Source organism: Terrabacter sp. GCM10028922 (assembly GCF_042666095.1).
GTDB lineage: Bacteria > Actinomycetota > Actinomycetes > Actinomycetales > Dermatophilaceae > Terrabacter.
The window spans coordinates 177,580-199,326 of the sequence record NZ_JBHTFG010000010.1 but is presented as its reverse complement, the minus strand read 5'-3'; the positions used below and the strand labels follow the sequence as shown (position 1 = coordinate 199,326).

The following is a 21,747-nucleotide window of genomic DNA, read 5'->3' as shown; positions in this document are numbered from 1 at the left end:
TCAGGCTAAGCCGCCGTTGCTACCTTTCCCACCATGACGGACGACGCCCTGGGCGGACCCACGAGGGTGTGGTCGGCATGGCGCGTCGTGTGGTGGTTCGGCTTCGTCAGCCTCGCCGCCGACATGGTCTACGAGGGCGCCCGGTCGGTGTACGGCCCGCTCCTCGCGTCGCTCGGCGCGAGCGCCGTCGTCGTCGGGCTCGTGACCGGGGCGGGGGAGGCCATGGCGCTCGTCCTGCGGCTCGTGTTCGGACCGCTCGCCGACCGGACCGGCCGGTACTGGGGCCTGACGATCGCCGGCTACGGGCTCACCGCGGTGTGCGTGCCGCTCCTCGCCCTGCCGCCGTTCGTCGGCGGCGCGGGGCTCGTGCTCGCTGCAGTCCTCATCCTCCTCGAGCGTGCCGGCAAGGCCGTGCGCAGCCCGTCGAAGTCGGCCCTGCTCGCGCACGTCGCGTCGGCCGTCGGACGCGGCAGAGGGTTCGGCGTGCACAAGGCGCTCGACCAGCTCGGTGCGTTCGCCGGCCCGCTGCTCGTGGCCGCCGTCATCGGTGCGACCGGCGTGATCTGGCCGAGCATGGCCGTGCTGGCCGTCCCCGGTGTCGCGGCCATGCTGCTGCTCCTCGTCATCCGCGCGCGCGTCCCCGACCCGGCCGTCTACGACACGGTCGCCGAGCCCGAGCCCGCCGATCGTGTTGCCGCCCAGCCGGACCCGAGCAGGGGCGGGGTCCGTGGCTGGTTCGCCGACGCGGTCGGTGCCGGCCTCCCGCGCGAGTTCTTCGGCTACGCGCTGGCCGCCGGCCTGACCACCGGCGGACTCGTCACCTTCGGCATCATCGGCTACCACCTCAGCGTCACCGGGCTCGTCGCCGTCGCCGCCGTGCCCCTCGTGTATGCCGGAGCCATGGGTGTCGAGGCGCTCGCGGCCCTCTGCGTCGGTCTCGCGTACGACCGCCGCGGCGGTGCCGTGCTGTATGCCGTGCCGGTGCTCGTCGCGCTCGTCCCCGCGCTCGCGCTGTCCGGCAGCCTGTGGGTCGCCCTCGTCGGGGTCGCGGTCTGGGGCCTGGCGTACGGCGTGCAGGACTCGACGGTCAAGGCGCTCGTCGCGGAGGTCGTGGAGGCGCCGCGGAGGGCGACGGCATACGGCGTCTTCGCGGGAGTGCAGGGGGCGTTCGCGGTCGTCGGCGGGCTCGTCGCGGGCTGGCTCTACGAGCGGTCGCTCGGCGCTCTCGTGGTCGTCGTGGCTGTGAGCCAGGCGGTCGCGCTCGTCCTGCTCGTGCGCACCGTCCACTCCCTCCGCCACACCCCTCACCTCGCCCCCTGAAACGCGCGAACGCGGCGTTCGGTGCCGAAAACGGTGGTGCACCACTGAGTTCGACACCGAACACCGCGTTCGGCGGGGTCGGACGGGGTGTGTCAGCTCACGGCGTCGAGCGCGTCGACGACGCCCTCACCGAAGTAGCTGTTGTCCTCGACCGGACCGACGCACACCGGACCACCAGTGGCGGCGTTGCACGCCTTGTCGTCGGCCTGCGAGCGCAGCTTCTGGACCAGCTGCGCGGGCGTCCACGTCGGGTGGACCGACTTCATGAGTGCGAGGACACCGGCGACGTGCGGCGATGCCATCGACGTGCCGCTCTTGAGGCCGTAGCCGTTCTTGTCGACGATCGTCGACAGGATCGACGAACCCGGGGCGGCAACGTCGATCGAACCGAGACCACGATTGCTGAACGACGAGAGACGGCTCTGGAGCGTGCCTGCCGGAAAGCGCTGCATCGACGACACGGTGACGACGCCGTCGAGCTCAGTGGGGATGTCGTGGCAGCCGCTGTTGAGCGTGCGTGTCACGGCGACGCCGTCGTCCGGGCTGCCGGTGTCCTGGAACGACGACTTGTCGGACAGGTCGTGGGCCGAGTTGCCGGCCGCAGCGGCGTGCACGACACCCTGCGCCGTCGACCAGCTCACGGCGCGGCGCACGGCCTCCTTGGCGGCGTACTGGTCGGGCTGGTCCTCGCAGTAGAACTCGAACGGGTCGACGTAGTAGCTGTTGTTCGTCACGTCCATGTGCTTGAGGCCGGCCTCGACGAAGCCGCACACGGCGTACTCCGGGTAGATGAAGCCGGCGTCGTTGACCACCTTGACCGAGGCGAGCCGCACGCCCGGGGCGACGCCGACGATGCCGACGCCGTTGCGTGCGGCGGCGATGGTGCCTGCGACGTGGGTGCCGTGGTCGCTCGTCGTCGGCTCCCAGCCCGTCGCCGTCGGGCGCCCGGCGTCGGTGCAGTTGACGGAGCTCGCGACGTCGAGGTTGGCCACGAGGTCGGGGTGGTCTCGGTCGATGCCGCTGTCGAGCACGCCGACGAGGACGTTGCGCGACCCGTCGGTGATCGCGTGGGCCTGGTCGGCCTTGATCATCTGCAGGTCCCACTGCTCGGCCTCGCGCGGGTCGGCGGTGTCGGCGGGCGTCGTCTCGGCCTCGATGTCGCCGTTCGTCGCCTTCTTCGCGCCGTTCTTGTAGTCGGCCGCCCCGGTCCAGGTGGCACCGAGGCCGGCCGGCGTGCCCTCGGACACCCCGACGGAGCGGGTCGCGCCGACGGACTCGACGAACGTCCCACCGGCGGCCGCGACGTCCGCGCGGAACGAGCCGTTGGTCGAGTGCGCGATGACGACGCCGATCGAGGGCCAGGACTGCACGACGACACCGCCGGCCTTGCGCACGGCGGTCTCGACGACGACGGTGTGGCCGGGGCCGGCCGTGTCGGCGTTGACGACGTAGCTCATGAGCAGGCCGTTCGGGGTGTTGATGGTGACCGGCGTCGAGACGGGCTCGGTTTCGGTCACGTCGGCGGTCGAGGCGACGGCGACGCCGCCGACGGCGGCCGTCGAGGCGAGGGCGAGGGACGCGACGGCGACGATGCCGCGTCTGGTCAGGCTGGGGTGTCGCATGCGGTGTGCTCCCGTTGGGTGAGGGAATTCGAGTCGGCGCCCGGTGTCGGGCGCCTCCCACATCCTCGGACCCAACTGCCTGTTGCGCGCGCCGAGATGCGGCGGCGCCTGCCACATGTGCGGTGACTGCGTCAGGCGGGCTGGGCCACGCGGGTCAGTGGCGCAAGTGCGATGAGCAGGACGAGCGCTCCCAGCGGCCCGAGACCCCAGGGGAGGGCCAGCAGGACGGCTGCGACACCGGCCAGCGCGAGCGAGCCGACCGGCATACGCGCCTCGACGGTGAGGGTGGCGAGCACGAGGGCGAGGGCCAGGCTGGTGAGGACCCCGCCACCGACCGACAGGGCCGTGGGGATCGTGTCGCCGAGGAGCCCGGTGAGCCGGCCGATCCAGACGGCGCCGGTGGCGCCCGCGCCGAACGCGGCGAGCAGCGCCGTCGGCACGGCCACGGGTAGGTGCTCGGCGCGCGAGCCGAGACTCGTCGTGAGCCACGCGAAGGCCCCCACGGAAGCCACGAGCAGGGCGCCGGCGGCAAAGGCCAGCGGGCCGGAGCCGGGGCTGACGGAGTCGTCGAGCCCCCCGCGGCCGAGGCCGTCGACCCACTCGAGGATGCCGTGGGCGAAGAGCAGGAGGGGCGCGACGAGGGCGAGGGCGGGGGTGCGGTCGACGGGACCCCGAGCGGTCGAGGGCCGCGACGACGCGACGGTCGTCGCGTGGGCCTGGGTGAGCGTGCTCGTCGTCATGCTCCAAGCGTGCGGCCGACCGCCGACGGTGCCCATCGGGGTCGACCCCGAGCCGCCCCCGAACGACCCCTGAGAAGGGGCGGTGCGTCGGGTCTGGGGTTTTTGTCCATTTCGGAGACTTTGCCCGGCTTTGGTCGTAGCGTGCGAGCTGTGGAGTCGGGGTCAGGGTCGGCCCCGGTCAGCGTCCAGGTCAAAGGGGTAGACATGTCGGTGCGCTTCAATGCTCCTCCGGGATGGCCAGTTCCGTCGGCGTCGTGGGCTCCGGACGGCGAGTGGATGCCCGACCCGAGCTGGCCGACGCCGCCACGTGGCTGGACGTTCTGGACGGTCTCGGACCGCGACGAGCGACGGGCCGACCTCGCGCTGCTCGAGGCCGCCGGCATCGACGCGGGCCGGCTCGACACCCCGCGCTTCGGGACGGCGCCGCGCAAGACCGCCGCGACGTACGGCACCGACCGGGGCACCTGGCTCGCCGGCCTGCGCGCCCGCGCCTCGTCCGACTTCCTCGAGGCGGCGACCGCCTCGTCCAGCCGGGCCTCGTCCACGAGCCGCGCCGCGGCCGACACGTCGTGGGAGCTCGACGGCCTGGTGAGCTCTGCGGGCCGCCTGGACCTCTGACGTGGACCTCTTGCTCAGGGTCGCACCCGAGGTGCGGCTCCAGTCCTCCGCGTCCGGGCTCCGGGCGATGCTCGCTCCCCGGGCCGGCGACGGCGCGTCGCGGGCCCGGGTACGCATGGGGACCGGCATCGGGGCCCGCGAAGCGGCAGAGTCCCGCCCCGGACCCGGGTCGTCGGCCTCGGGACCGCCCACGGTCGGCGAGCTCGAGGAACGAGCCCGGGCCGCCCAGCAGTCCGGTGACCTCTATGCGTTGCGCGCCATCGAGGAGGCCCTCGGGTCACTCCACGTCGAGACCCACGCGCCGCGGCGCCGCCCCGAGCCTCCCGAGCCGCCGGTCATCTCCGGCAAGGAACGCACGGACCTGCAGCGGAAGGCGTTCCGTGCGGCGCTGCCGCAGATCTCACTGTTCAAACGCGCGGCTCGCGCCAAGGCCAAGGCGATCGCGGAGACCGAGGCCGACGGCTTCAGCCGGACGGTCGAGGTCGCTCACTCCGTCATCGCCCAGCACCGGGCCGCCGTCCTCGACGACGAGTGGAACGAGCTGGCCGGTCATGACCGCTGCGCCGTCATCGCCGAGCTCGACGCCGACTTCGCGGCGGCGGGGTCCGGGGCCACCTGCATCGACGCCGGCTGGGAGTCCGACACGGGGCGCGGCTACGTCACCGTCGTCGCCCGCTACCCCGGCCTCGACATCGTCGGCGAGCGCGGCCCGGGGGTGTCGTCGAGCGGCCGCCGGATGCTGCGCCGGCGCACCCAGTCGGAGCGCAACGCCATCTACCTCGGCGGGCTCGCGTCGTTCGCCCTCGCCACGGCGCGCCGGGTGATCGCAGTCGCGGTCGCTTCCGACGACGTACAGCTCGTCGTCGTCCGCCAGGCCGCGACGGGCCACGGGCTCGAGCCGATCTACGTCGGCTGCCTGAGCCGCGAGGCCGTCACCCTCCGGCCGGTGCTCGCCGACCCGGTCCCGTTGCTCCTCGGCTCTGCGGCCCGACCGATGCAGTTCGACGGTCCGTCGCACGACCTCGTTGCGGTCGCCCCGGACCCGGACGTGATGGACATCGTCCGGCTCTGCGCCGAGGCGCTCGCCGACGAGGAGGTCGACGAGCTGCTCGAGGCCGGCGGAACCTGACCGGTGGAAACTGCCCAGTCGACCGTCGAGTGGGCACTTCGCACCCAGCTCCGCCGGTGGAAACTGCCCAGTCGAGCGTCGAGTGGGCACTTCGCACCCAGCTCCGCCGGTGGAAACTGCCCAGTCGAGCGTCGAGTGGGCACTTCGCACCCAGCTCCGCCGGTGGAAACTGCCCAGTCGAGCGTCGAGTGGGCACTTCGCACCCGGAGTCGGTCAAGCTGGGAGCTTGCAGGCTGCGGCCTGGCCCTGGTTTGCGACCTGCGTGTAGGCGGGCAGGGTCGCCAGACCCTTCCTCCACAGCGCGCGCCAGGCCGACTCGGCTGCAGCCGGGGTCATGCCGCCGGCCTTGTAGTGCGACTGGTCCTTGAGGTGCGTCTCCCACGGTGCGATGGCGGTGCGGGCGCGGGCGAGCACGGTGTCGACGGTCTTCATGGAGGTCGCGCAGCCGCGCACGGCGTCGGCGAGGGGGCCGGTCGCGGAGGCATCGACGGCGCACTTCTCTGCCGACGCGGCGAGAGCCTTGTCGGCGGCACGGAACGCGCTGATGTTCTCGGCAGCCTTCTCGGTCGTCGCCGGCCACAGGGCCTTCGCCTTGGCAAGGGTGATCTTGCGGGCCTGGAGGTCGTTCATGATGGCGAGGTGGCGGCCCCACTGGCCGAGCGAGAGATATGCATCGGCGCGGGCCGCTGACTGCAGGCCCCACTTGGTCCGGCACGAGGCCACGGCAGCGGCGAGCGGGTCCTCGGCTGGCGTCGTCGTCTCGGACGGACCGGTCGTCGTCGTCGACGGCTGCGTCCCCGGCGTCGTCTTGAGGGGCGCTGCCGCGCCCGGGATCTGCGACGGCGAGCCGGAAGGAGAGGGCGACGTGAACAGGCCCTTGCCGAACCACACGGCAGTGCCCAACACGGCGACCGCCACCAGGGCGATGACGACCGGCACGTAACCCCGCCGAGCTCGCTCGGCCTCTCTCATCTCCCGCCGCGTCTGCGGTTGCTCACCCATGCTCTTCCCCCACTACGTCTCTGAGGTCGCACGCACACCCGGCCCCCAACCGGCGCTGCGACCTCGATGAAACGATAACGTGCTACTGCCGCGTACGAGTCCGTGAAACCCCTTGGCATACGGGCGAATCGGACATATCGCCCCATGGAATGCTGTGTGCGGGCCGAATGCCCGAGGCGTGGCCACAGGGTGATGTGCCTCGTTCGTTCCGGGCTACTATCCGAACGAATTCTGTTCTGTCATGGTTGATTCGGCTCATCTCTCGGAGAGTGAGGGCGGGTGGTTGCGATGACCGTGCTCCCGCCCGACCGGGGATCGGAGACGGCCAAAGATCCTGTCCAACCTTCGAAACGCTTGTATGACAAGGCATTTCGGACAAATGCGGTAGAACGGTCGAAAGTGCCCGGTGCTCGCGTGTCCGAGGTGGCCGCCGAGCTCGGAATTGCCTCCAGCACGCTCCGGCGGTGGGTCGCCGCCCACGACGCCAGCCTCGATCCCACGCCCGCGGCACCTCTCGACGAACCTGCCGACGAGCCGACCGACGAGCACGTCGGCGAGCCCGAGCAACCCGAACCCACCGAGCCAGCCGAGCCCACTGAGCAACAACAACCCGCCACCTCCGCTGGGCAACCAGGACCCGCCGAGCCCGCCCAGCCGCATGATCCAGAGCACATCATCGCGATGCTCGACTCGATCCTCGAGATGTTTCCCTCGCCCGGAACGCTGCCGCTCGAGGGCGAGCTCGCATCACCCGGGCCGGGGGAGCGGCGCGACGCCGAGCCGCCGGAGGAACGCATCCCCCTCCATGCGGGTGACGACATCTTCCCGACGCTGCCGCGGCTCCTGCCGGCCTACCGCTTCCCACTGATCCTCGTCACGCTGCTCGCAGCCGTCGCCGTGTCCGGCCTCGTGCCGGCCGACTACCCGCTGCGTCCGGCCGTGCTGGCGCTGCACGTCCTGTCGCTCGTCGTGTCCTTCGGGACGGTCCTCGTCATCGACTGGCATGGTCTGCTGTGGCTCAGCGGCCGCCGCGGACTCACCGAGTCGACCCGTCTCGCTGCCGCGGCCGGGCCTCTCATCTGGCTCGGGCTCGGCGGCCTCATCGCCTCGGGCGCCCTGCTCCACCCGAACCTGTCGTCACCGGTGACCCTCACCAAGCTCGTCCTCGTGCTCGCCGTCGCGTGGAACGGTGCCGCGATGAGCGAGTTCCGGCGCCGCCTCGCGCAGCTGCCGCCCTACGTCAAGCCGGGCGACCTGCCCCGGCGAGACTGGCGGCTTCTCCTCGGCGCGACCGTCATCTCCCAGATCGGGTGGTGGGGCGCGATCCTCATCGGCTTCGTGAACACGTCGACATGACCGGCCCGATGCGCCCCGACCACGAGCAGGCGGTCGACGAGCTGCGGACCCTGGTGGAGCTGCCGCGGCCCGAGGGCGTGCGCCCGTCTCTCGCTCCGTTGCTGGCGATGGGTGCGGGGATCGTCGCGACCGTCGTGGCCGCGTGGTCGACCGGGGCGATGGCTCCCCTCGTGTTCGTCGAGGACGCCGGTCCGCTCGTGCGGTGGTCGGTGCCGGTCGTCCGGGTCGTGCACGACGTCGCCGCCGCCGTGACCCTCGCGGCGCTCGTCTTCGCCGCCTCGATCGTGCCGGCACCCGAGCGCTCCGGCCCGCGGCTCAGCGCCATGGCCCCGGTCCCTGCCGTTCGCCTGGCGACGGGCGCCGGGTTCGTCTGGGCCATCACCGCTCTCGCCGGCGTGGTGCTCACCTTCGCCGACGCGGCCGGGCTGCCCCTCAGCGACCCGGCCCTCGCGCCCCAGCTCGGCGAGCTCGCGTGGGAGATCGACGCGACCCGGATCGGGCTCATCAGCGCGGCGTGCGCCTTCGTCGTGGCCAGTGGTGCCGCGGTGGCCCGCGGACGCGTGGCAGCGGCGTGGCTCGGGGGCGTCGCGGGCTCCGGGATCCTCGTCCTCGGCCTTGCGAGCCACACGGGCGCATCCGACGACCACGAGACGTCGGTCAACGCCATGGGCCTGCACCTCGTCGGGGCCACGCTCTGGGTCGGTGGCCTCGTCGTGCTCATCCTGCTCCACCGGGTGCTCACCGACCTGCCGCGCGTGGCCCGGCGCTACTCCTCCCTCGCGCTCCTCGGTTTCATCACGATCGCCGTGTCCGGCGTGCTCGCCGCCACGACACGGCTCGGTTCCTGGGGCGACCTCTCGACGGCATACGGCCTGCTCCTCGTCGTCAAGGCGCTCGTGCTCGTCGCCCTCGGCGTGGCGGGCTGGCGGCACCGGCACTCCACGATCGTCACTCTGGAGGCCGGCGTCCGTCCCCGCGCCTTCCTGCGACTCGCGCTCGGCGAGGTGGTGCTCATGGGCGTGGCGATCGGGGTCGGGGCTGCGCTGTCGCGCAGCGCCCCTCCCGTGCCGGAGGACGTGCCGGACCCGACGCCGGCGCTCGCCGTGACGGGCTTCCCCGCGCCGCCGGACCCCGCCACGGTGGCGTGGTGGTCGGCATGGCGGGCCGACTGGCTCTGGCTGGCGCTCGCCGTGGTCGCCATCGGGGCGTATGCCGTGGGGGTCGTCGCATCCCGCGTCGCCTCCGCGCGTGCCCTCGTCGAGTCGCACCGGGTGGGACGCCACGAGGCGCCGGGCGCGACAGCGCGGCGGCGGGCGTCGACCACGGTCGCAGGGTGGCCGTGGTGGCGTACCGCGTCCTGGGTCCTCGGGTGCCTCGCGCTCGCCTGGACGACCAGTGGGCCGGTGGGGATCTACGGCCGGGTCGCGTTCTCCTGGCATGCTGCGCTGCTCGCCGCCCTCGTCTTCGTCGTCGCGCCGTTGCTCGTCGCCGGGTCACCACTCACGCTCGCCGAGCGCGCCCTCGTTGCGCGGACCGACGGCACGCTCGGGCCGCGCGAGCTGGTCGTCGGCGTCGGTCGGTCCGGCGTCGTCGGCCTCCTGACGCGTCCGGTCGTCGCAACCGCCCTGCTGCTCGCCGGGGCCGTCGGGCTGCACGCGACGGGACTGCTCGACCTCGCCCTCACGACGCATCCCGGACACCTCGTCATGATCTGCGCCTCGCTTGCCGTCGGTTCGCTTCTCGCGGCAGCGGTGCTGAGGCCGTCCGGGGGCGGGGACGCCGTCGCCGGCCCGCGAGTGCCTCGCGCCGTGCTCGCCTGTCTCGTCATCGTCGTCGCGGCGGCCTTCGCGACCGCGGCATGGCTGGCCCTCACGACCTCGGTGCTCGCCGGTGACGTCTACGGCCGGCTCGGGCTGCCGTGGCTGAGCAACCTCGCCGCGGAGCAGCTGCGCGGCGGCGCGGTCGTGCTCTTCGTCGTGGTGCCGGTGTGCGTCGTCCTCGCGGTCCCCGTGATCCTGCGTCACCTGCTCCGCCCGGAGCCCCGAGGGCGGTGACCCTGCCGTCCCGGGAGGTCGCGCGTTCGGCGGGGGCCGCCGGCCGGGCGGCATACGTCCTCGGCGGGAGCCGACCACGGCGGCGACTCCGGCGCTACGCTGCGACAACGGCACGTGGACTCGCTCGACCATCCCTCCACCACGGGCCGTGACTGCGCGATGATGCCCGGCGGGGAGGGCCATGAGGGATGGCCGAGGGGGCATGTGTCATGACCATTCGCTTCAACCCGCCGCCGGGATGGCCCACGCCACCCGCGACGTGGGTGCCGCACGACGAGTGGATGCCGGAACCCGAGTGGCCCGAACCGCCGGAGGACTGGTCGTTCTGGATCGCCACCGAGCCGCCGCCAGGCCCAGAGAAGCCGAGCCGGAACGGGCGCGGGCACCTGAGCAAGATCTCCTTCCCGGTCGCGACCGTGGCCGCGCAGTCGACGGTCTCGCTCGCGGCGCTCTTCCCGGAGCGGGCTCGCCAGGAGGCGCTCGCGACGTACGGCGGCTACGGCAGCTCGTCGGCCGAGGCCGCGGTCTACCTTCCCGGCGGGCGTGGGCGATCGACGACGGTGGAACGCGAGTACTACCAGCCACGTGGCTCGGCAGGTGGCTCGGGACTGACCGGCTCGGTGCTCAACGGGCCGGCCGGAGTGCTCACCGCCGGCGCGACCGAGATCCCGTTCGATCCGACGACGCGACCGGACACCGCTGCTGGTGACCCCGACGCTGACCCTGGCGGTGGCGGTGGCGGTGGCGGTGACGGTGGCAGTGGCAGTGGCAGTGGCAGTGGCGATGGCGCGGCGACGGTGTCCCCGGGCATCCGGCTCTCGCCGATCCTGCGGCTCGTCGCCCACCCGTCGGGCCTACGCGTGCAGTTCCGGGTGGGCGGGCCGGTCGCGGTGGCCCTCGCAGAGGTCATGACGCCAGCCATCGAGACTGCGACCCCGACGCTCTCCGACCTGCAGGCCGGCAGGGACGTCGCCGGCGAGCGCGGGGGCCGGGGTGGCCGCGAGAGCGGCCTGCGCCTGCTGCTGCGCGGGCGTCGCGGGTCGGACCGCCAGCCGTCCAGCGGACCGTCAAGCTCGGGCGGCGAGCCGGGAGTGCTGTCGATCCGCGACCTGACCCGCCGTTCACTAGCCGCGCGCCGGGACGGCGACCGTGCCGAGGCCGCTGCCGTCGAAGAGGACCTTCGCTCCCTGCACCGTCAGACCTTCCCCGTCATCCGCCGCGCGGCGGTGCCGCTCGTGCCGGTGACGCCGTCCGAAGCCGCGGCCATCAACCAGAAGGCTCTCGACGCGACGGGCGCCAACGCCAAGGGGCTGCCACGTGCCGAGAGTGCGCGACTCAAGTCGGTCGCGGCGGAACGGGCCGAGGCGTTCATCAGCGCGAGCAACGTTGCGCGTCGGGTCGTCACCGGCCGCCGACAGGCGCTCGCCGACGGAGCCTGGAAGCTGCTCGAGGCGCACGACCCCGCCATCGTCGTGGCGGTCGTCGACGAGGCCATGCGCCTGTCGGGGTGCGACGTCACGTGCCTCGACGCGGGCGTCGATGCCGTCACGCACCAGGCATACGTGACGGTGCTCCTGCGGTTCCCGACCATCGACGTCGTCGCCGACGAAGCCCGCGAGGTCTCACGCTCGGGCAAGGTCGTGTGGCGGCCGCGCAGACCGTCGGAACGCAACGGGGTGTATGCCGCCGGGCTGGCGTCCAGCGTGCTCGCCGCCGCGAAGCAGGTCGACAGCATCGCGATCGCGGCCGACGACGTGAATGTCGTCGTCGTGCGCCCGACGCGCAACGGCCGCGACGTGGAGCCGATCTACGTCGGTGTCCTCGACCGTGAGGACGTCTCGCTCCGTCACCCCGACGCCGACCCGTTGCCGCTCCTCATCGGCTCCGCCGTGCCCCACGGCATCCGGATCCAGGGCCCGGAGCGCGAGGTGACCCCGCTCGACCCCGCCGCCGACCGAGACGGTGCGCTGAGCGAGATCGTCGACGCGTGCCGGGCAGCGGCCGAGGAGGCCGCACCGGCCGCTGGGTAGGTGGCGTACGGCGGCGGTCGGGCGCAGGGGGCCTGAACCGCTCCGCCCGCCGCTACGGGAGCGGGTCGGGTTGGACGAGACGGCGCAGCGCCATCGCCGCGATCGGCCGATAGGTCACGACGACGACTGCGGGGCCGTCGATGACGAGCTCGGCCTGACAGCCGCCGGGCGCGGGACGCACGACATGGTCGAGCGTCGCGTGCACCAGGCCGAGCCGCACGTGCCAGCTCCACTCCATCGCCTCGGCGTCGACGGCCAGCACCTCGAACGGCACGCGCACGCCGAGCGGTCCGACGACGAGGCCGTTCAGGCCGGGCTCGATGCGGGGCTTGGCCGCGATGACCTCCTGGACCTGCGGTGACCACGACGACCAGAGCGCGAGCTGTTCGTAGCGGCGCCAGACCGTGGCGGGGTCGGCACGGCCGGTCGCTGTGATCGTGGTCCGCACGGCGGGAGCTCCTGGCGCCTCAGGCCCCGCGGCCTGCGGAGCGTGTGCGCGGCGTGGTGCGGTGCGTGTGCCCTGACATGCGTCCATCAAACCGCCACCCGCACCGCGCGGGCCATCCCTGCAGGCCGTCGATGACCCGACCGGTGCAAAGTGCCCACTCGACGTGGCGGGCCGATGCGAAGTGCCCACTCGACGTGGCGGGCCGGTGAGTGCCCACTCGACGCGACTGGCTGGTGCGAAGTGCCCACTCGACGTGACTGGCCGATGCGAAGTGCCCACTCGACGGTCGAGTGGGCACTTTGCATCACAGCCCGAGGGCTCTTGACGACGTAACTTTCAGCGACTACCTTTCGACCTAAATTTAGTCCTGAATTTAGTCGGGAAGACGAAGGGTGAGTCGATGACGACCAACGGGCACGCAGCCGGACGCGGCGACCTCGTGCGCGCCAGCGTGCTGGGCCTGCTCGGCACGAGGGGACCCTCGTCGCGGGCCGACATCGCCCGCATCCTCGGGGTCAGCCCGGCCACCGTCACGCAGACGACGAAGGAGCTGCTGGCCCGCCGGCTCGTCACCGAGCTCGAGTCGGTGCCGAGCGCGGGCGGCCGCCCTGCTCGCCTTCTCGGCCTCGACCGCGCGGCCGGCTACGCCATCGGTGCCAAGGTCACCGCCGACCACATCGCCATCGTCGGCGTCGACCTGGACGGCACGGTGCGTTCGTCGGAGTCCGTGCCGTTCGACCCGAGCCCCCGCGACGCGCTCGACGTGCTGTGCTCGGTGCTCGCCGACGCCGTGTCGCGGCAGGAGGGCAACCTGCTCGGCGTCGGCATCGGCATCCCGGGCGCCGTCGACTCGCAGGCCTCAGGCATCGTCGACGCGCCGACCATCGGCTGGCAGCGCGCCGCCGTCGGCCCTCGGCTGCGTGACCGGCTCGGTGTACCGGTGCTCGTCGACAACGACGTCAACACGCTTGCCGCGGCCGAGAGCGTCTACGGCATCGGCCGCCAGCACGACTCCTACATCGTCGTGACCATCGGCCGCGGGGTCGGCTGCGGCATCGTCCAGCACGGGGTCGTCGGCCGGGGCGCGCACGGCGGTGCAGGCGAGATCGGACACGTGCCCGTGACTGACGACGGTCCGACCTGCGGCTGCGGCAACGTCGGCTGTCTCGAGGCCTACGTCGGTGAGGTCGGTCTCGTCGCCGAGGCCGTCCGGCGCGGGGTCATCGGGCGCCGCGGCACCATCAAGGGCCTCTCGCGCGCGGCTGCCGCGGGCGACGAGCAGGCTCTCGCGATCTACGAGCAGGCCGGGCGCCTCCTCGGCCGCGCGCTCGCCGGCGTCGTGCACACGCTCGACCCCGAGTGCGTCGTGCTGATGGGCGAGGGCATGGACGACTGGGCGCATTGGGAGGCGGGCTTCGAGGCCGCCTTCCGCCGCCACCTCATGCCGACCCGCCGCGACGTCCGCTGCATCGTCGAGCCCTGGACCGAGGACCAGTGGGCCGTCGGGGCCGCCTCCCTCGTGCTCGCGACGCCGTTCGACGCCGTCGCAGGAGGCCGGCAGGGTCAGCTCGTCCGCGCCCGGCTCCAGGCCGCGATCGAGGACGTCTCGTGACCGCCACGACGCACGGAACGCTCAAAACCACTGGCACCACACGGCATACGCAGGGAACGGGCTCCCGTGGACGCGCGTGGCGCAACCGCGGCTGGGTGCTCTTCTTCCTCGCCCCGAGCGCCGTGCCGCTGCTCCTCTTCACGGCCGTCCCGATGATCAGCTCGATCTGGGTCAGCCTCCACGACTGGAACCTCATCTCGGCCATGAGGTGGGTCGGCCTGGACAACTACACCGACCTGCTCACCGACGAGCAGACGCGTGAGGTCTTCCTCCACACGCTCGTCTACTGCGCCGGCTACCTGCCGCTCGTCTACGTCGGCGGGCTCGGTCTCGCCCTCGCGCTCAACCAGCGGATGCCGGCGCGTGCGTTCTTCCGCGCCGCGTACTTCCTGCCTGTCGTGACGAGCTGGGTCGTCGTCGCCCTCGTGTGGAAGTGGCTGCTCAACCCGAGCAACGGCCTCGTCAACACGATCCTCGGCGCGCTCGGCCTGCCCGAGCCGGGCTGGTGGACCGACCCGACGTGGGCCCTGCCCGCCGTCATCCTCAGCTCGGCGTGGAAGGACCTCGGCTTCGTCATGGTCATCATGCTCGCGGGCCTGCAGGCGATCCCGAGCGACGTCGTCGAGGCTGCGACCGTCGACGGCGCGGGCCCGTGGCAGCGGTTCTGGCGGATCACGCTGCCGTTGCTCTCGCCCTCGACGTTCTTCGTCGTCGTCATCTCGCTCATCAACGGCTTCCAGGTCTTCGACCAGGTCTACGTCATGACGGGCGGCGGGCCTCAGGGCGCGAGCCAGGTCGTCGTCGGACAGGTCTACGACCTCACGTTCCGCTACGGCCGAGCCGGCGAGGCCAGCGCGCTGTCATGGATCCTCTTCGCCGTCATCCTGCTCATCACGGCCGTGCAGATCCGCGGCCAGAAGCGGTGGGTGCACCATGCCTGACCAGCTGACCCTTGCGCCGCCGCCGGCGCCGAGCCCGGCCGCCCCGCCACCGGCTCCCGCGGTCGCATCGAACGCGCAGCGCCGCTGGGGAGTGCTGACCGTGCTGCGGTATGCCGCCGTGCTGGCCGGAGCGGTCGTCATGCTCTTCCCGTTCCTCTGGACGGTCGTCACGAGCATCACGCCCGAGGGGTCGCTCGCCGACGGCCCGCGCCTGTGGGTCGACGACCCGACCACGGCCGCCTACGGCACCCTGCTCGAGACGCTGCCGATGTGGCGGATCCTGCTCAACTCCTTCTGGATCGCCGTCGTGTCGACGCTTCTCCAGCTCGTCACGGGGACGATGGCGGCCTACGGCTTCGCCCGCCTGACCTTCAAGGCGAAGAACATCGTCTTCGCGCTCTATCTCGCGACGCTCATGGTGCCGCTGCAGGTGCTCGTCGTTCCCCTCTTCATCGAGATGAAGATGCTCAACCTGCAGGACACCTACATGGCGCTGCTCGCGCCGTCGATCGCCTCTGCGTTCGGGGTGTTCCTGCTCAAGCAGGCCGTCGAGGGCGTGCCCCGCGAGCTCGACGAGGCCGCCACCATCGACGGGGCCGGACACCTGCGCATCTTCGCGACGATCATCGTGCCGCTCATCCGGCCCGCGCTCGCGACCGTCGCCGTCTTCGCGTTCATGGGCAGCTGGAACAGCTTCCTGTGGCCGCTCGTCGTCATCCGCTCTCCCGAGTTCATGACGCTGCCGCTCGGCCTGTCGACCCTCCACGGCCAGTTCACGACCGAGTGGGACGTCGTCATGGCCGGGTCGGTCTTCTCGATCGTGCCCATCGCGATCGTCTACCTCCTCGCCCAGCGCCACATCATCGCCGGCGTGGCCCACTCCGGGCTCAAGTAGCCCAGCCCAACCCGAAGACGTCCGAGAGCACACCCGGTCTCGGCAGGCACCGAAAGGCACACCCATGAAGAACATCGCCAGGCGCAGTGTCGCGCCTGTCATCGCCGGCCTCGTGCTGGCGCTCGGCGCCTGTGCGCAGGGCTCCGCGACGAAGACGGACAACGCCCCAGCGACCGCCGGCGGCCCGGTGACGGTCCGCTACATGAACTTCTCCGCCAACGGTGGCCACGAGAAGGACCTCGACGCCATCAAGGCGGCGTTCGAGAAGGACAACCCGACGATCAAGGTCCAGGTCGAGACGACCCCTTACGACACGTACTTCACCAAGCTGCAGACCGCGGTCGCGGGCGGCACGGCCGGTGACGCGTTCGAGCTCAACTACGAGAACTTCGTGACGTACACGAAGAGCGGCGCGCTCGCGGAGCTCAGCGGTGTCGAGCCCGCGGCCTACAAGCCGTCGCTGCTTGAGGCGTTCCAGGCCGACGGCAAGCAGTACGGCCTGCCCGAGTCGTTCAGCAACGTCGTCCTGTTCTTCAACAAGGACCTTTTCAAGGCTGCCGGGGTGGCCGAGCCCACCGCCGACTGGACGTGGAAGGACGAGCAGGCCGCCGCGGCCAAGCTCACCGACAAGGCCAAGAAGGTCTGGGGCGACTACCAGCCGATCAGCTTCTTCGAGTTCTACAAGGCTCTTGCGCAGTCCGGCGGCGAGTTCCTCAACGCCGACAAGACTTCGTCCACCTTCAACTCGGACGCCGGAAAGCAGGCCGCGGCGTTCCTCGTCGGCAAGGCCGGCAAGACCATGCCGACCGAGGCCGACGGTGCCGGCACCCCCGACTTCGACTCGAAGCTCTTCAAGAGCGGCAAGCTCGCGATGTGGCACACCGGCATCTGGCTGTTCTCCGGCATGGCCGACGCGCCGTTCGCGTGGGACGTCGTCGTCGAGCCGGGCAACACGCAGAAGGCCTCGGCGATGTTCACCAACGGGGTCGTCGTGTCGGCGACGAGCAAGAACAAGGAAGCCGCCCAGAAGTGGGTCAGCTACCTCACGAGCTCCGACGTCATGACCGACCTGCGCCTCAAGACCAGCTGGGAGCTGCCGCCGGTCGCCGACGAGGCCAAGCTCGCGAGCTACCTCAAGGCGGGCAAGCCGGCCAACCGGCAGGCCGTCTTCGAATCCCTCGACGCGACGGTCCTGCCGCCGGTCGTCGAGCGCCAGCAGGAGCTGCAGGACGCCGTGACGAAGGAGCTGACCGCTGCTGCTGCCGGCCGCAAGACCGTCGACCAGGCCCTCGCCGACGCGCAGAAGGCCGTCGACGCGCTCCTCAGGTAGGTCTTCGTCCCTTCACCCACCTCCACCGACCCGAGAGACAGCCGGAGCATGAGCAGCCTCGTCACCCACCGTCCTTACGGCATCGAGCACCCGTATGCCGTGTCGCCCGACCAGCGCGTCCCCGTCCTCCCGCACGTGGGCCGGTCGACGACCCTCGGCATACAGGCCGCACCGGAGGTGACGGCGGTGGTCTGCGAGTGGCGGGGCCGTGACGGCGGGGCTGCGGTCCAGTCACTCTCCCTCGAGCCGGTGACCGCGAGTGTCGCGGATGCCGCGGCACTCGCCGGAGGGGAGGGGCACCTCGCCGAGGCGCAGGCGGCCTCGATCGGTGGCGAGGGTGCCTGGGCCGTCGAGTCACCGGTGCTCGACGACGTCGACGGGTACGAGTACCGGTTCGTCGCGGCGACCGGCGACGGCCGCTCGGAGGAGACGCCGTGGTTCGCGGTCGCGCCGGCGCGGTGGGTCTCGGAGCTGCCCGACGGGTTCACGGGCAAGCTCGCGGTCGGTGGCGACCGGCTCGTCGAGGGCTCGGTCGAGTGGCTCGTCACGGTCGACGGCGTGCAGCGTGCACGGTTCGCCCTTTCACTGGGGGAGGGCGACCACGTCGTCGGCTTCGGCGAGCGCTTCGACCACCTCGACCAGGCCGGTCGCCGCCTCGACGCGGTGGTCTTCGAGCAGTACAAGTCGCAGGGCGCGCACGGTCGGACCTACCTGCCGATGCCGTTCGCGCACGTCATCGGCGGCGACGGCTCGGGCTGGGGCTTCCACGTGCGGACGTCACGGCGGACGTGGTTCGACTGCGGCGTCGCTGACCCGGGGCGGCTCGTCGTCGAGGTGGCTCTCGGGGGGTCGGCCTCCGAGTCGGTCGAGGTCGGCGTCTACGACGGCACGCCCACCGAGGTGCTCACGGCGTTCCTCGACGAGGTCGGACGTGCCGAGGAGCTGCCCTCCTGGGTCTTCCGGCTCTGGGCCTCGGGCAACGAGTGGAACACCCAGGCCATCGTCACGGAGCGGATGGACAGCCACCGCGACCTCGACATCCCCGTCGGCGTCGTCGTCATCGAGGCCTGGAGCGACGAGGAGGGGATCATGCTCTGGCGGGACGCGACGTACCAGCCGCGTCCCGACGGCTCGCCGTTCTCGCTGGCCGACTTCACGTTCCCCGCCGACGGGGCGTGGCCCGACCCCAAGGCGATGGTCGACGACCTGCACGCCCGCGGCATCAAGGTCATCCTGTGGCAGATCCCGCTCCTCAAGACCGCCGCCTCGGAGGACGGCCTGCGCGAGCAGGTGCTTGCCGAGGGGGAGGCCATGATCCGTGGAGGGCACGCGGTCCGCGAGGCCGACGGGACGGCATACCTCAACCGGGGCTGGTGGTTCCCGAAGTCGCTCATGCCCGACCTCTCGACGCAGCGCACCCGCGACTGGTGGACGGCCAAGCGCCACTACCTCGTGCGCGACCTCGACGTCGACGGCTTCAAGACCGACGGTGGCGAGCATGCCTGGGGCCACGACCTCGCGTACGGAGACGGCTCCCGCGGCGACGAGGGCAACAACACCTACGCGGTGCACTATGCGCGCGCCTTCGGTGACCTGCTCCGCAAGCACGGGAAGGCGCCGATCACTTTCTCCCGCAGTGGGTTCGCTGGATCGCAGGCGCACGGCGTCTTCTGGGCGGGCGACGAGGACTCGACGTGGGAGGCGTTCCGGCACTCGGTCACAGCGGGCCTCACCGCGGCCTCGTGCGGCATCGTCTACTGGGGCTGGGACCTTGCGGGGTTCAGCGGCCCGGTGCCTGACGCGGAGCTGTACCTTCGAGCAGCCGGTGCTTCGGCGTTCATGCCGATCATGCAGTACCACTCGGAGTTCAACCACCACGAGAAGCCGCTGCGCGACCGCACGCCGTGGCATGTCGCGGACCAGACGGGCGACGATCGGATCGTGCCGGTGTTCCGCGAGTTCGCTTGGCTGCGTGAGCGACTCGTCGACTACCTCACGTCGTCTGCCGCGACCACGGTGGCGACGGACCGACCGCTCATGCGGCCGATGTTCTTCGATCACCCGGGGTCGGCCGAGGCATGGGTGCACCAGCAGCAGTGGATGCTCGGCGCCGACCTGCTCGTCAGCCCGGTGACGTCGCCCGGTGTCTCGACGTGGCCCGTGTGGCTGCCCGAGGGACAGTGGGTCGACGTCTGGACCGGCGAGCCGGTGAGCGGCGGCCGGGTGGTGGCGCGCGACGTCCCCATCGACGTCGTGCCCGTGTGGTGCCGAGCAGACGCCTGGTCGTCGCTGGCGCCCGTCTTTGACAGGGTGGACGCATGAGGACCGACCACTTCATCCGATTCGAGCGCGTCGACGCCGTCGAGCAGACCGAGCGCGGTCTGCTCGCGCGGCTGCACGGCGAGTGGCTGCGCCTCGAGGCCGTCCGCTCCGACGTCGTGCGCGTGCAGCTGAGCCGGGGCGGGGTGTTCGACGAGCAGCCCACGTATGCCGTGTGCGTCGACCCGTTCGACGGCGACGGCGACGGCGACGACGGCGTGGCCTGGCGGGCCGAGCCGGGCGAGGACGCCTGGCGGCTCACGACGGACGACGCTGTCGTGACGCTGTGGCTCGACCCGTTCCGGCTCGACGTGCACCGGCCCGACGGGTCGGTCGTCGTCGAGTCGGTCCCCGATGAGGACGGCCGCTACTGGACCTACGCGACGCTCAACGACGCGTGGACGATGCGCCGCCGCATCGGGCGTGACGACGCGGTCTACGGACTGGGTGAGAAGGGCGGCCGGCACAACCGTCGCGGTCGCGACTTCACGCTGTGGAACACCGACGTCCTCAACGAGCACGCGACAGCCGAGTTCCGCGCCGGGCTCGACACGGACGACCCACGGGCCGACATGAGGAGCGTCGAGTTCGACCCGTACTACGTGTCGATCCCGTTCTTCCACCACCTCGACACCACGACGGGCGCGGCCGCAGGCTCGTTCGTCGACAACGGCTACCGCGGCGAGTACGAGTTCAGCCGCGACGACGAGTACCGCGTGACCTTTCATGGCGGCCAGTGGACCGAGTACGTCTTCGCGGGGCCGTCGATGCCGACGATCCTCGAGCGCTACACGTGGCTCACCGGACGGGCGTCCCTGCCCCCGATCTGGGCGCTCGGCTACCAGCAGTGCCGGTGGCACGCGTACTCGCAGGCCGACGTCGAGGCGATCGCGAAGCGCTACCGTGCTGATGAGTTCCCTTGTGACGGAATGTGGCTCGACATCGACTATATGGACGGCTACCGCGTCTTCACATGGGACTCGACTCGCTTCCCGGACCCGGAGGCCATGCTCAAGGGCCTGGCGAACCAGGGCTTCCGGACAATCTCGATCGTCGACCCGGGCGTCAAGCACGACCCCGGTTACGAGGTGTACGACGACGGCGTCGAGAAGGACGTGTTCTGCCGCACCGAGGGCGGCGACATCTACATCGGCCAGGTGTGGCCGGGCAACACGGCGTTCCCCGACTTCGCGACGCCGGAGGCGCGGGCGTGGTGGGGCGCGTTGAACGCCCGCCACGTCGAGTCCGGGCTCGCCGGCATCTGGAACGACATGAACGAGCCTGCGACAGGGGAGATCTCGCCGCTCGGGATGCTCTTCGACAAGGGCCGGGCGAAGCACGAGCGCTTCCACAACCAGTACGCGATGCTCATGGCGATGGGGACGCTCGAGGGCCTGCGCGCGGCGCGACCCGAGCTGCGGACCTTCATCCTGTCGCGCGCCGGCTTCGCCGGGATCCAGCGGTACGCCGCCAACTGGATGGGCGACAACCAGGCCCGGTGGGACCACCTGTGGGTCAGCATGCCGATGGCGTGCGGGTTCGGCCTCTCGGGCCAGCCCTTCGTCGGCGCCGACATCGGCGGCTTCCAGGGCGACACGGAGCCGGAGCTGTTCCTGCGCTGGATGCAGATGGGGGCGCTGACCCCCTTCGCGCGCAACCACTCCGAGGTCGGCGTCATCGAGCAGTACCCGTGGTCGTTCGGTGACGAGATCCACGGTCTCGCGCGCGAGGCCGTGCGGCTGCGCTACCGACTCATGCCCTACCTCTACACGGCCTTCGTGCGTGCCTCGGAGACGGGTGAGCCCGTGCAGCGGCCGCTCGTCCTCGACCACCAGACCGACCCGGAGGTCATCGACGTCGACGACGAGTACCTCTTCGGGCGGGACATTCTCGTCGCCCCCGTCACCGAGGCGGGGATGACGTCGCGGTCGGTCTACCTGCCCGAGGGGGACTGGTACGACTGGCACACGGGCGAGCTGCACGCCGGCCGGCAGCGCATCACGGTGCCAACGCCGCGCGAGCGAATCCCGCTGTTCGCGCGGGCGGGTGGGGCGATCCCGATGTGGACCGAGGCGCCGCCGTCGACCGACGGCTACCGACCGGAGGTGGTCGAGCTGCACGTCTTCGACCCCGTGAGTGACGGCCGGTGGGAGTCGCTCCTCGTCGAGGACGACGGGCTCACCGTGACCGACGGCGAGCCGGAGCGGCTAACCACCACGGTTGTCGTGTCGCGGTCGGGCGGCGAGGTGTCGGTGTCCTACGAGACGTCAGGGCCCGGGTATGCCGGCCACGCGCGAACCCGCTTCGAGGTCGTGCGGCACGGGAGGTGAC

The 21,747-nt window shown here is 71.6% G+C and carries 16 protein-coding genes; 12 read left to right on the top strand and 4 right to left on the bottom strand.

What is annotated here, in order from left to right:
- Positions 1 to 33: 33 nt before the first annotated feature.
- Positions 34 to 1,320, top strand: a complete 1,287-nt coding sequence (locus tag ACFQU3_RS11590) for an MFS transporter (RefSeq protein WP_385909872.1) — start codon at positions 34 to 36, stop codon at positions 1,318 to 1,320.
- A gap of 92 nt (positions 1,321 to 1,412) precedes the next feature.
- Here ACFQU3_RS11590 and ACFQU3_RS11585 read toward each other — a convergent pair whose 3' ends face one another.
- A complete protein-coding gene (locus ACFQU3_RS11585; RefSeq protein WP_385909870.1) occupies positions 1,413 to 2,942 on the bottom strand; it encodes a S8 family serine peptidase in 1,530 nt (509 codons plus the stop codon).
- Positions 2,943 to 3,073: 131 nt separating this feature from the next.
- Positions 3,074 to 3,682 carry a hypothetical protein gene (locus ACFQU3_RS11580; protein ID WP_385909868.1) on the bottom strand — a complete coding sequence of 203 codons (609 nt, stop codon included), beginning with the start codon at positions 3,680 to 3,682 and terminating at the stop codon, positions 3,074 to 3,076.
- Between the two features lie 276 nt (positions 3,683 to 3,958).
- Between ACFQU3_RS11580 and ACFQU3_RS11575 the strand changes: the two genes are divergently transcribed.
- Together ACFQU3_RS11575 and ACFQU3_RS11570 are read left to right on the top strand one after the other, a co-directional pair.
- A complete protein-coding gene (locus ACFQU3_RS11575) occupies positions 3,959 to 4,300 on the top strand; it encodes a hypothetical protein (protein ID WP_385909865.1) in 342 nt (113 codons plus the stop codon).
- Between the two features lies 1 nt (position 4,301).
- Positions 4,302 to 5,429 carry a hypothetical protein gene (locus ACFQU3_RS11570; protein WP_385909863.1) on the top strand — a complete coding sequence of 376 codons (1,128 nt, stop codon included), beginning with the start codon at positions 4,302 to 4,304 and terminating at the stop codon, positions 5,427 to 5,429.
- A 213-nt stretch (positions 5,430 to 5,642) separates the two neighbouring features.
- Here the strand turns inward: ACFQU3_RS11570 and ACFQU3_RS11565 are convergent, their stop codons facing one another.
- Positions 5,643 to 6,431, bottom strand: a complete 789-nt coding sequence (locus ACFQU3_RS11565; protein WP_385909861.1) for a hypothetical protein — start codon at positions 6,429 to 6,431, stop codon at positions 5,643 to 5,645.
- A 288-nt stretch (positions 6,432 to 6,719) separates the two neighbouring features.
- Between ACFQU3_RS11565 and ACFQU3_RS11560 the strand changes: the two genes are divergently transcribed.
- The 3 genes from ACFQU3_RS11560 (at position 6,720) to ACFQU3_RS11550 (ending at position 11,871) form a co-directional block, all read left to right on the top strand.
- Positions 6,720 to 7,787, top strand: coding sequence for a transposase (locus ACFQU3_RS11560; RefSeq protein WP_385909859.1), 1,068 nt, complete (start codon positions 6,720 to 6,722; stop codon positions 7,785 to 7,787).
- Complete coding sequence (locus tag ACFQU3_RS11555) at positions 7,784 to 9,841, top strand: cytochrome c oxidase assembly protein (protein WP_385909857.1); 2,058 nt, start codon at positions 7,784 to 7,786, stop codon at positions 9,839 to 9,841. The genes ACFQU3_RS11560 and ACFQU3_RS11555 overlap by 4 nt, the downstream gene beginning before the upstream one ends.
- Before the next feature lie 209 nt (positions 9,842 to 10,050).
- Positions 10,051 to 11,871, top strand: a complete 1,821-nt coding sequence (locus ACFQU3_RS11550; RefSeq protein ID WP_385909855.1) for a hypothetical protein — start codon at positions 10,051 to 10,053, stop codon at positions 11,869 to 11,871.
- Between the two features lie 52 nt (positions 11,872 to 11,923).
- On the opposite strand, the gene ACFQU3_RS11545 is transcribed toward ACFQU3_RS11550, so the two are convergent.
- On the bottom strand, positions 11,924 to 12,319 hold the full coding sequence (locus ACFQU3_RS11545) for an SRPBCC family protein (RefSeq protein WP_385909853.1): 396 nt from the start codon (positions 12,317 to 12,319) through the stop codon (positions 11,924 to 11,926).
- A gap of 400 nt (positions 12,320 to 12,719) precedes the next feature.
- Here ACFQU3_RS11545 and ACFQU3_RS11540 point away from each other — a divergent pair, with 400 nt between their 5' ends.
- From ACFQU3_RS11540 to ACFQU3_RS11515, 6 genes are all read left to right on the top strand, one after another.
- Entirely contained in the window at positions 12,720 to 13,931 is a 1,212-nt protein-coding gene (locus ACFQU3_RS11540; RefSeq protein ID WP_385909851.1) for an ROK family protein, read from the top strand.
- Positions 13,928 to 14,872, top strand: coding sequence for a carbohydrate ABC transporter permease (locus ACFQU3_RS11535; RefSeq protein WP_385909849.1), 945 nt, complete (start codon positions 13,928 to 13,930; stop codon positions 14,870 to 14,872). Before ACFQU3_RS11540 ends, ACFQU3_RS11535 begins: the two co-directional genes overlap by 4 nt.
- Positions 14,865 to 15,767, top strand: coding sequence for a carbohydrate ABC transporter permease (locus ACFQU3_RS11530; protein ID WP_385909847.1), 903 nt, complete (start codon positions 14,865 to 14,867; stop codon positions 15,765 to 15,767). Before ACFQU3_RS11535 ends, ACFQU3_RS11530 begins: the two co-directional genes overlap by 8 nt.
- A gap of 64 nt (positions 15,768 to 15,831) precedes the next feature.
- On the top strand, positions 15,832 to 17,097 hold the full coding sequence (locus ACFQU3_RS11525; protein ID WP_385909845.1) for an ABC transporter substrate-binding protein: 1,266 nt from the start codon (positions 15,832 to 15,834) through the stop codon (positions 17,095 to 17,097).
- Positions 17,098 to 17,145: 48 nt separating this feature from the next.
- On the top strand, positions 17,146 to 19,419 hold the full coding sequence (locus ACFQU3_RS11520; RefSeq protein ID WP_385909843.1) for a TIM-barrel domain-containing protein: 2,274 nt from the start codon (positions 17,146 to 17,148) through the stop codon (positions 19,417 to 19,419).
- Positions 19,416 to 21,746, top strand: coding sequence for a TIM-barrel domain-containing protein (locus tag ACFQU3_RS11515; protein WP_385909841.1), 2,331 nt, complete (start codon positions 19,416 to 19,418; stop codon positions 21,744 to 21,746). The genes ACFQU3_RS11520 and ACFQU3_RS11515 overlap by 4 nt, the downstream gene beginning before the upstream one ends.
- The last annotated feature ends 1 nt before the right edge of the window (position 21,747 follow it).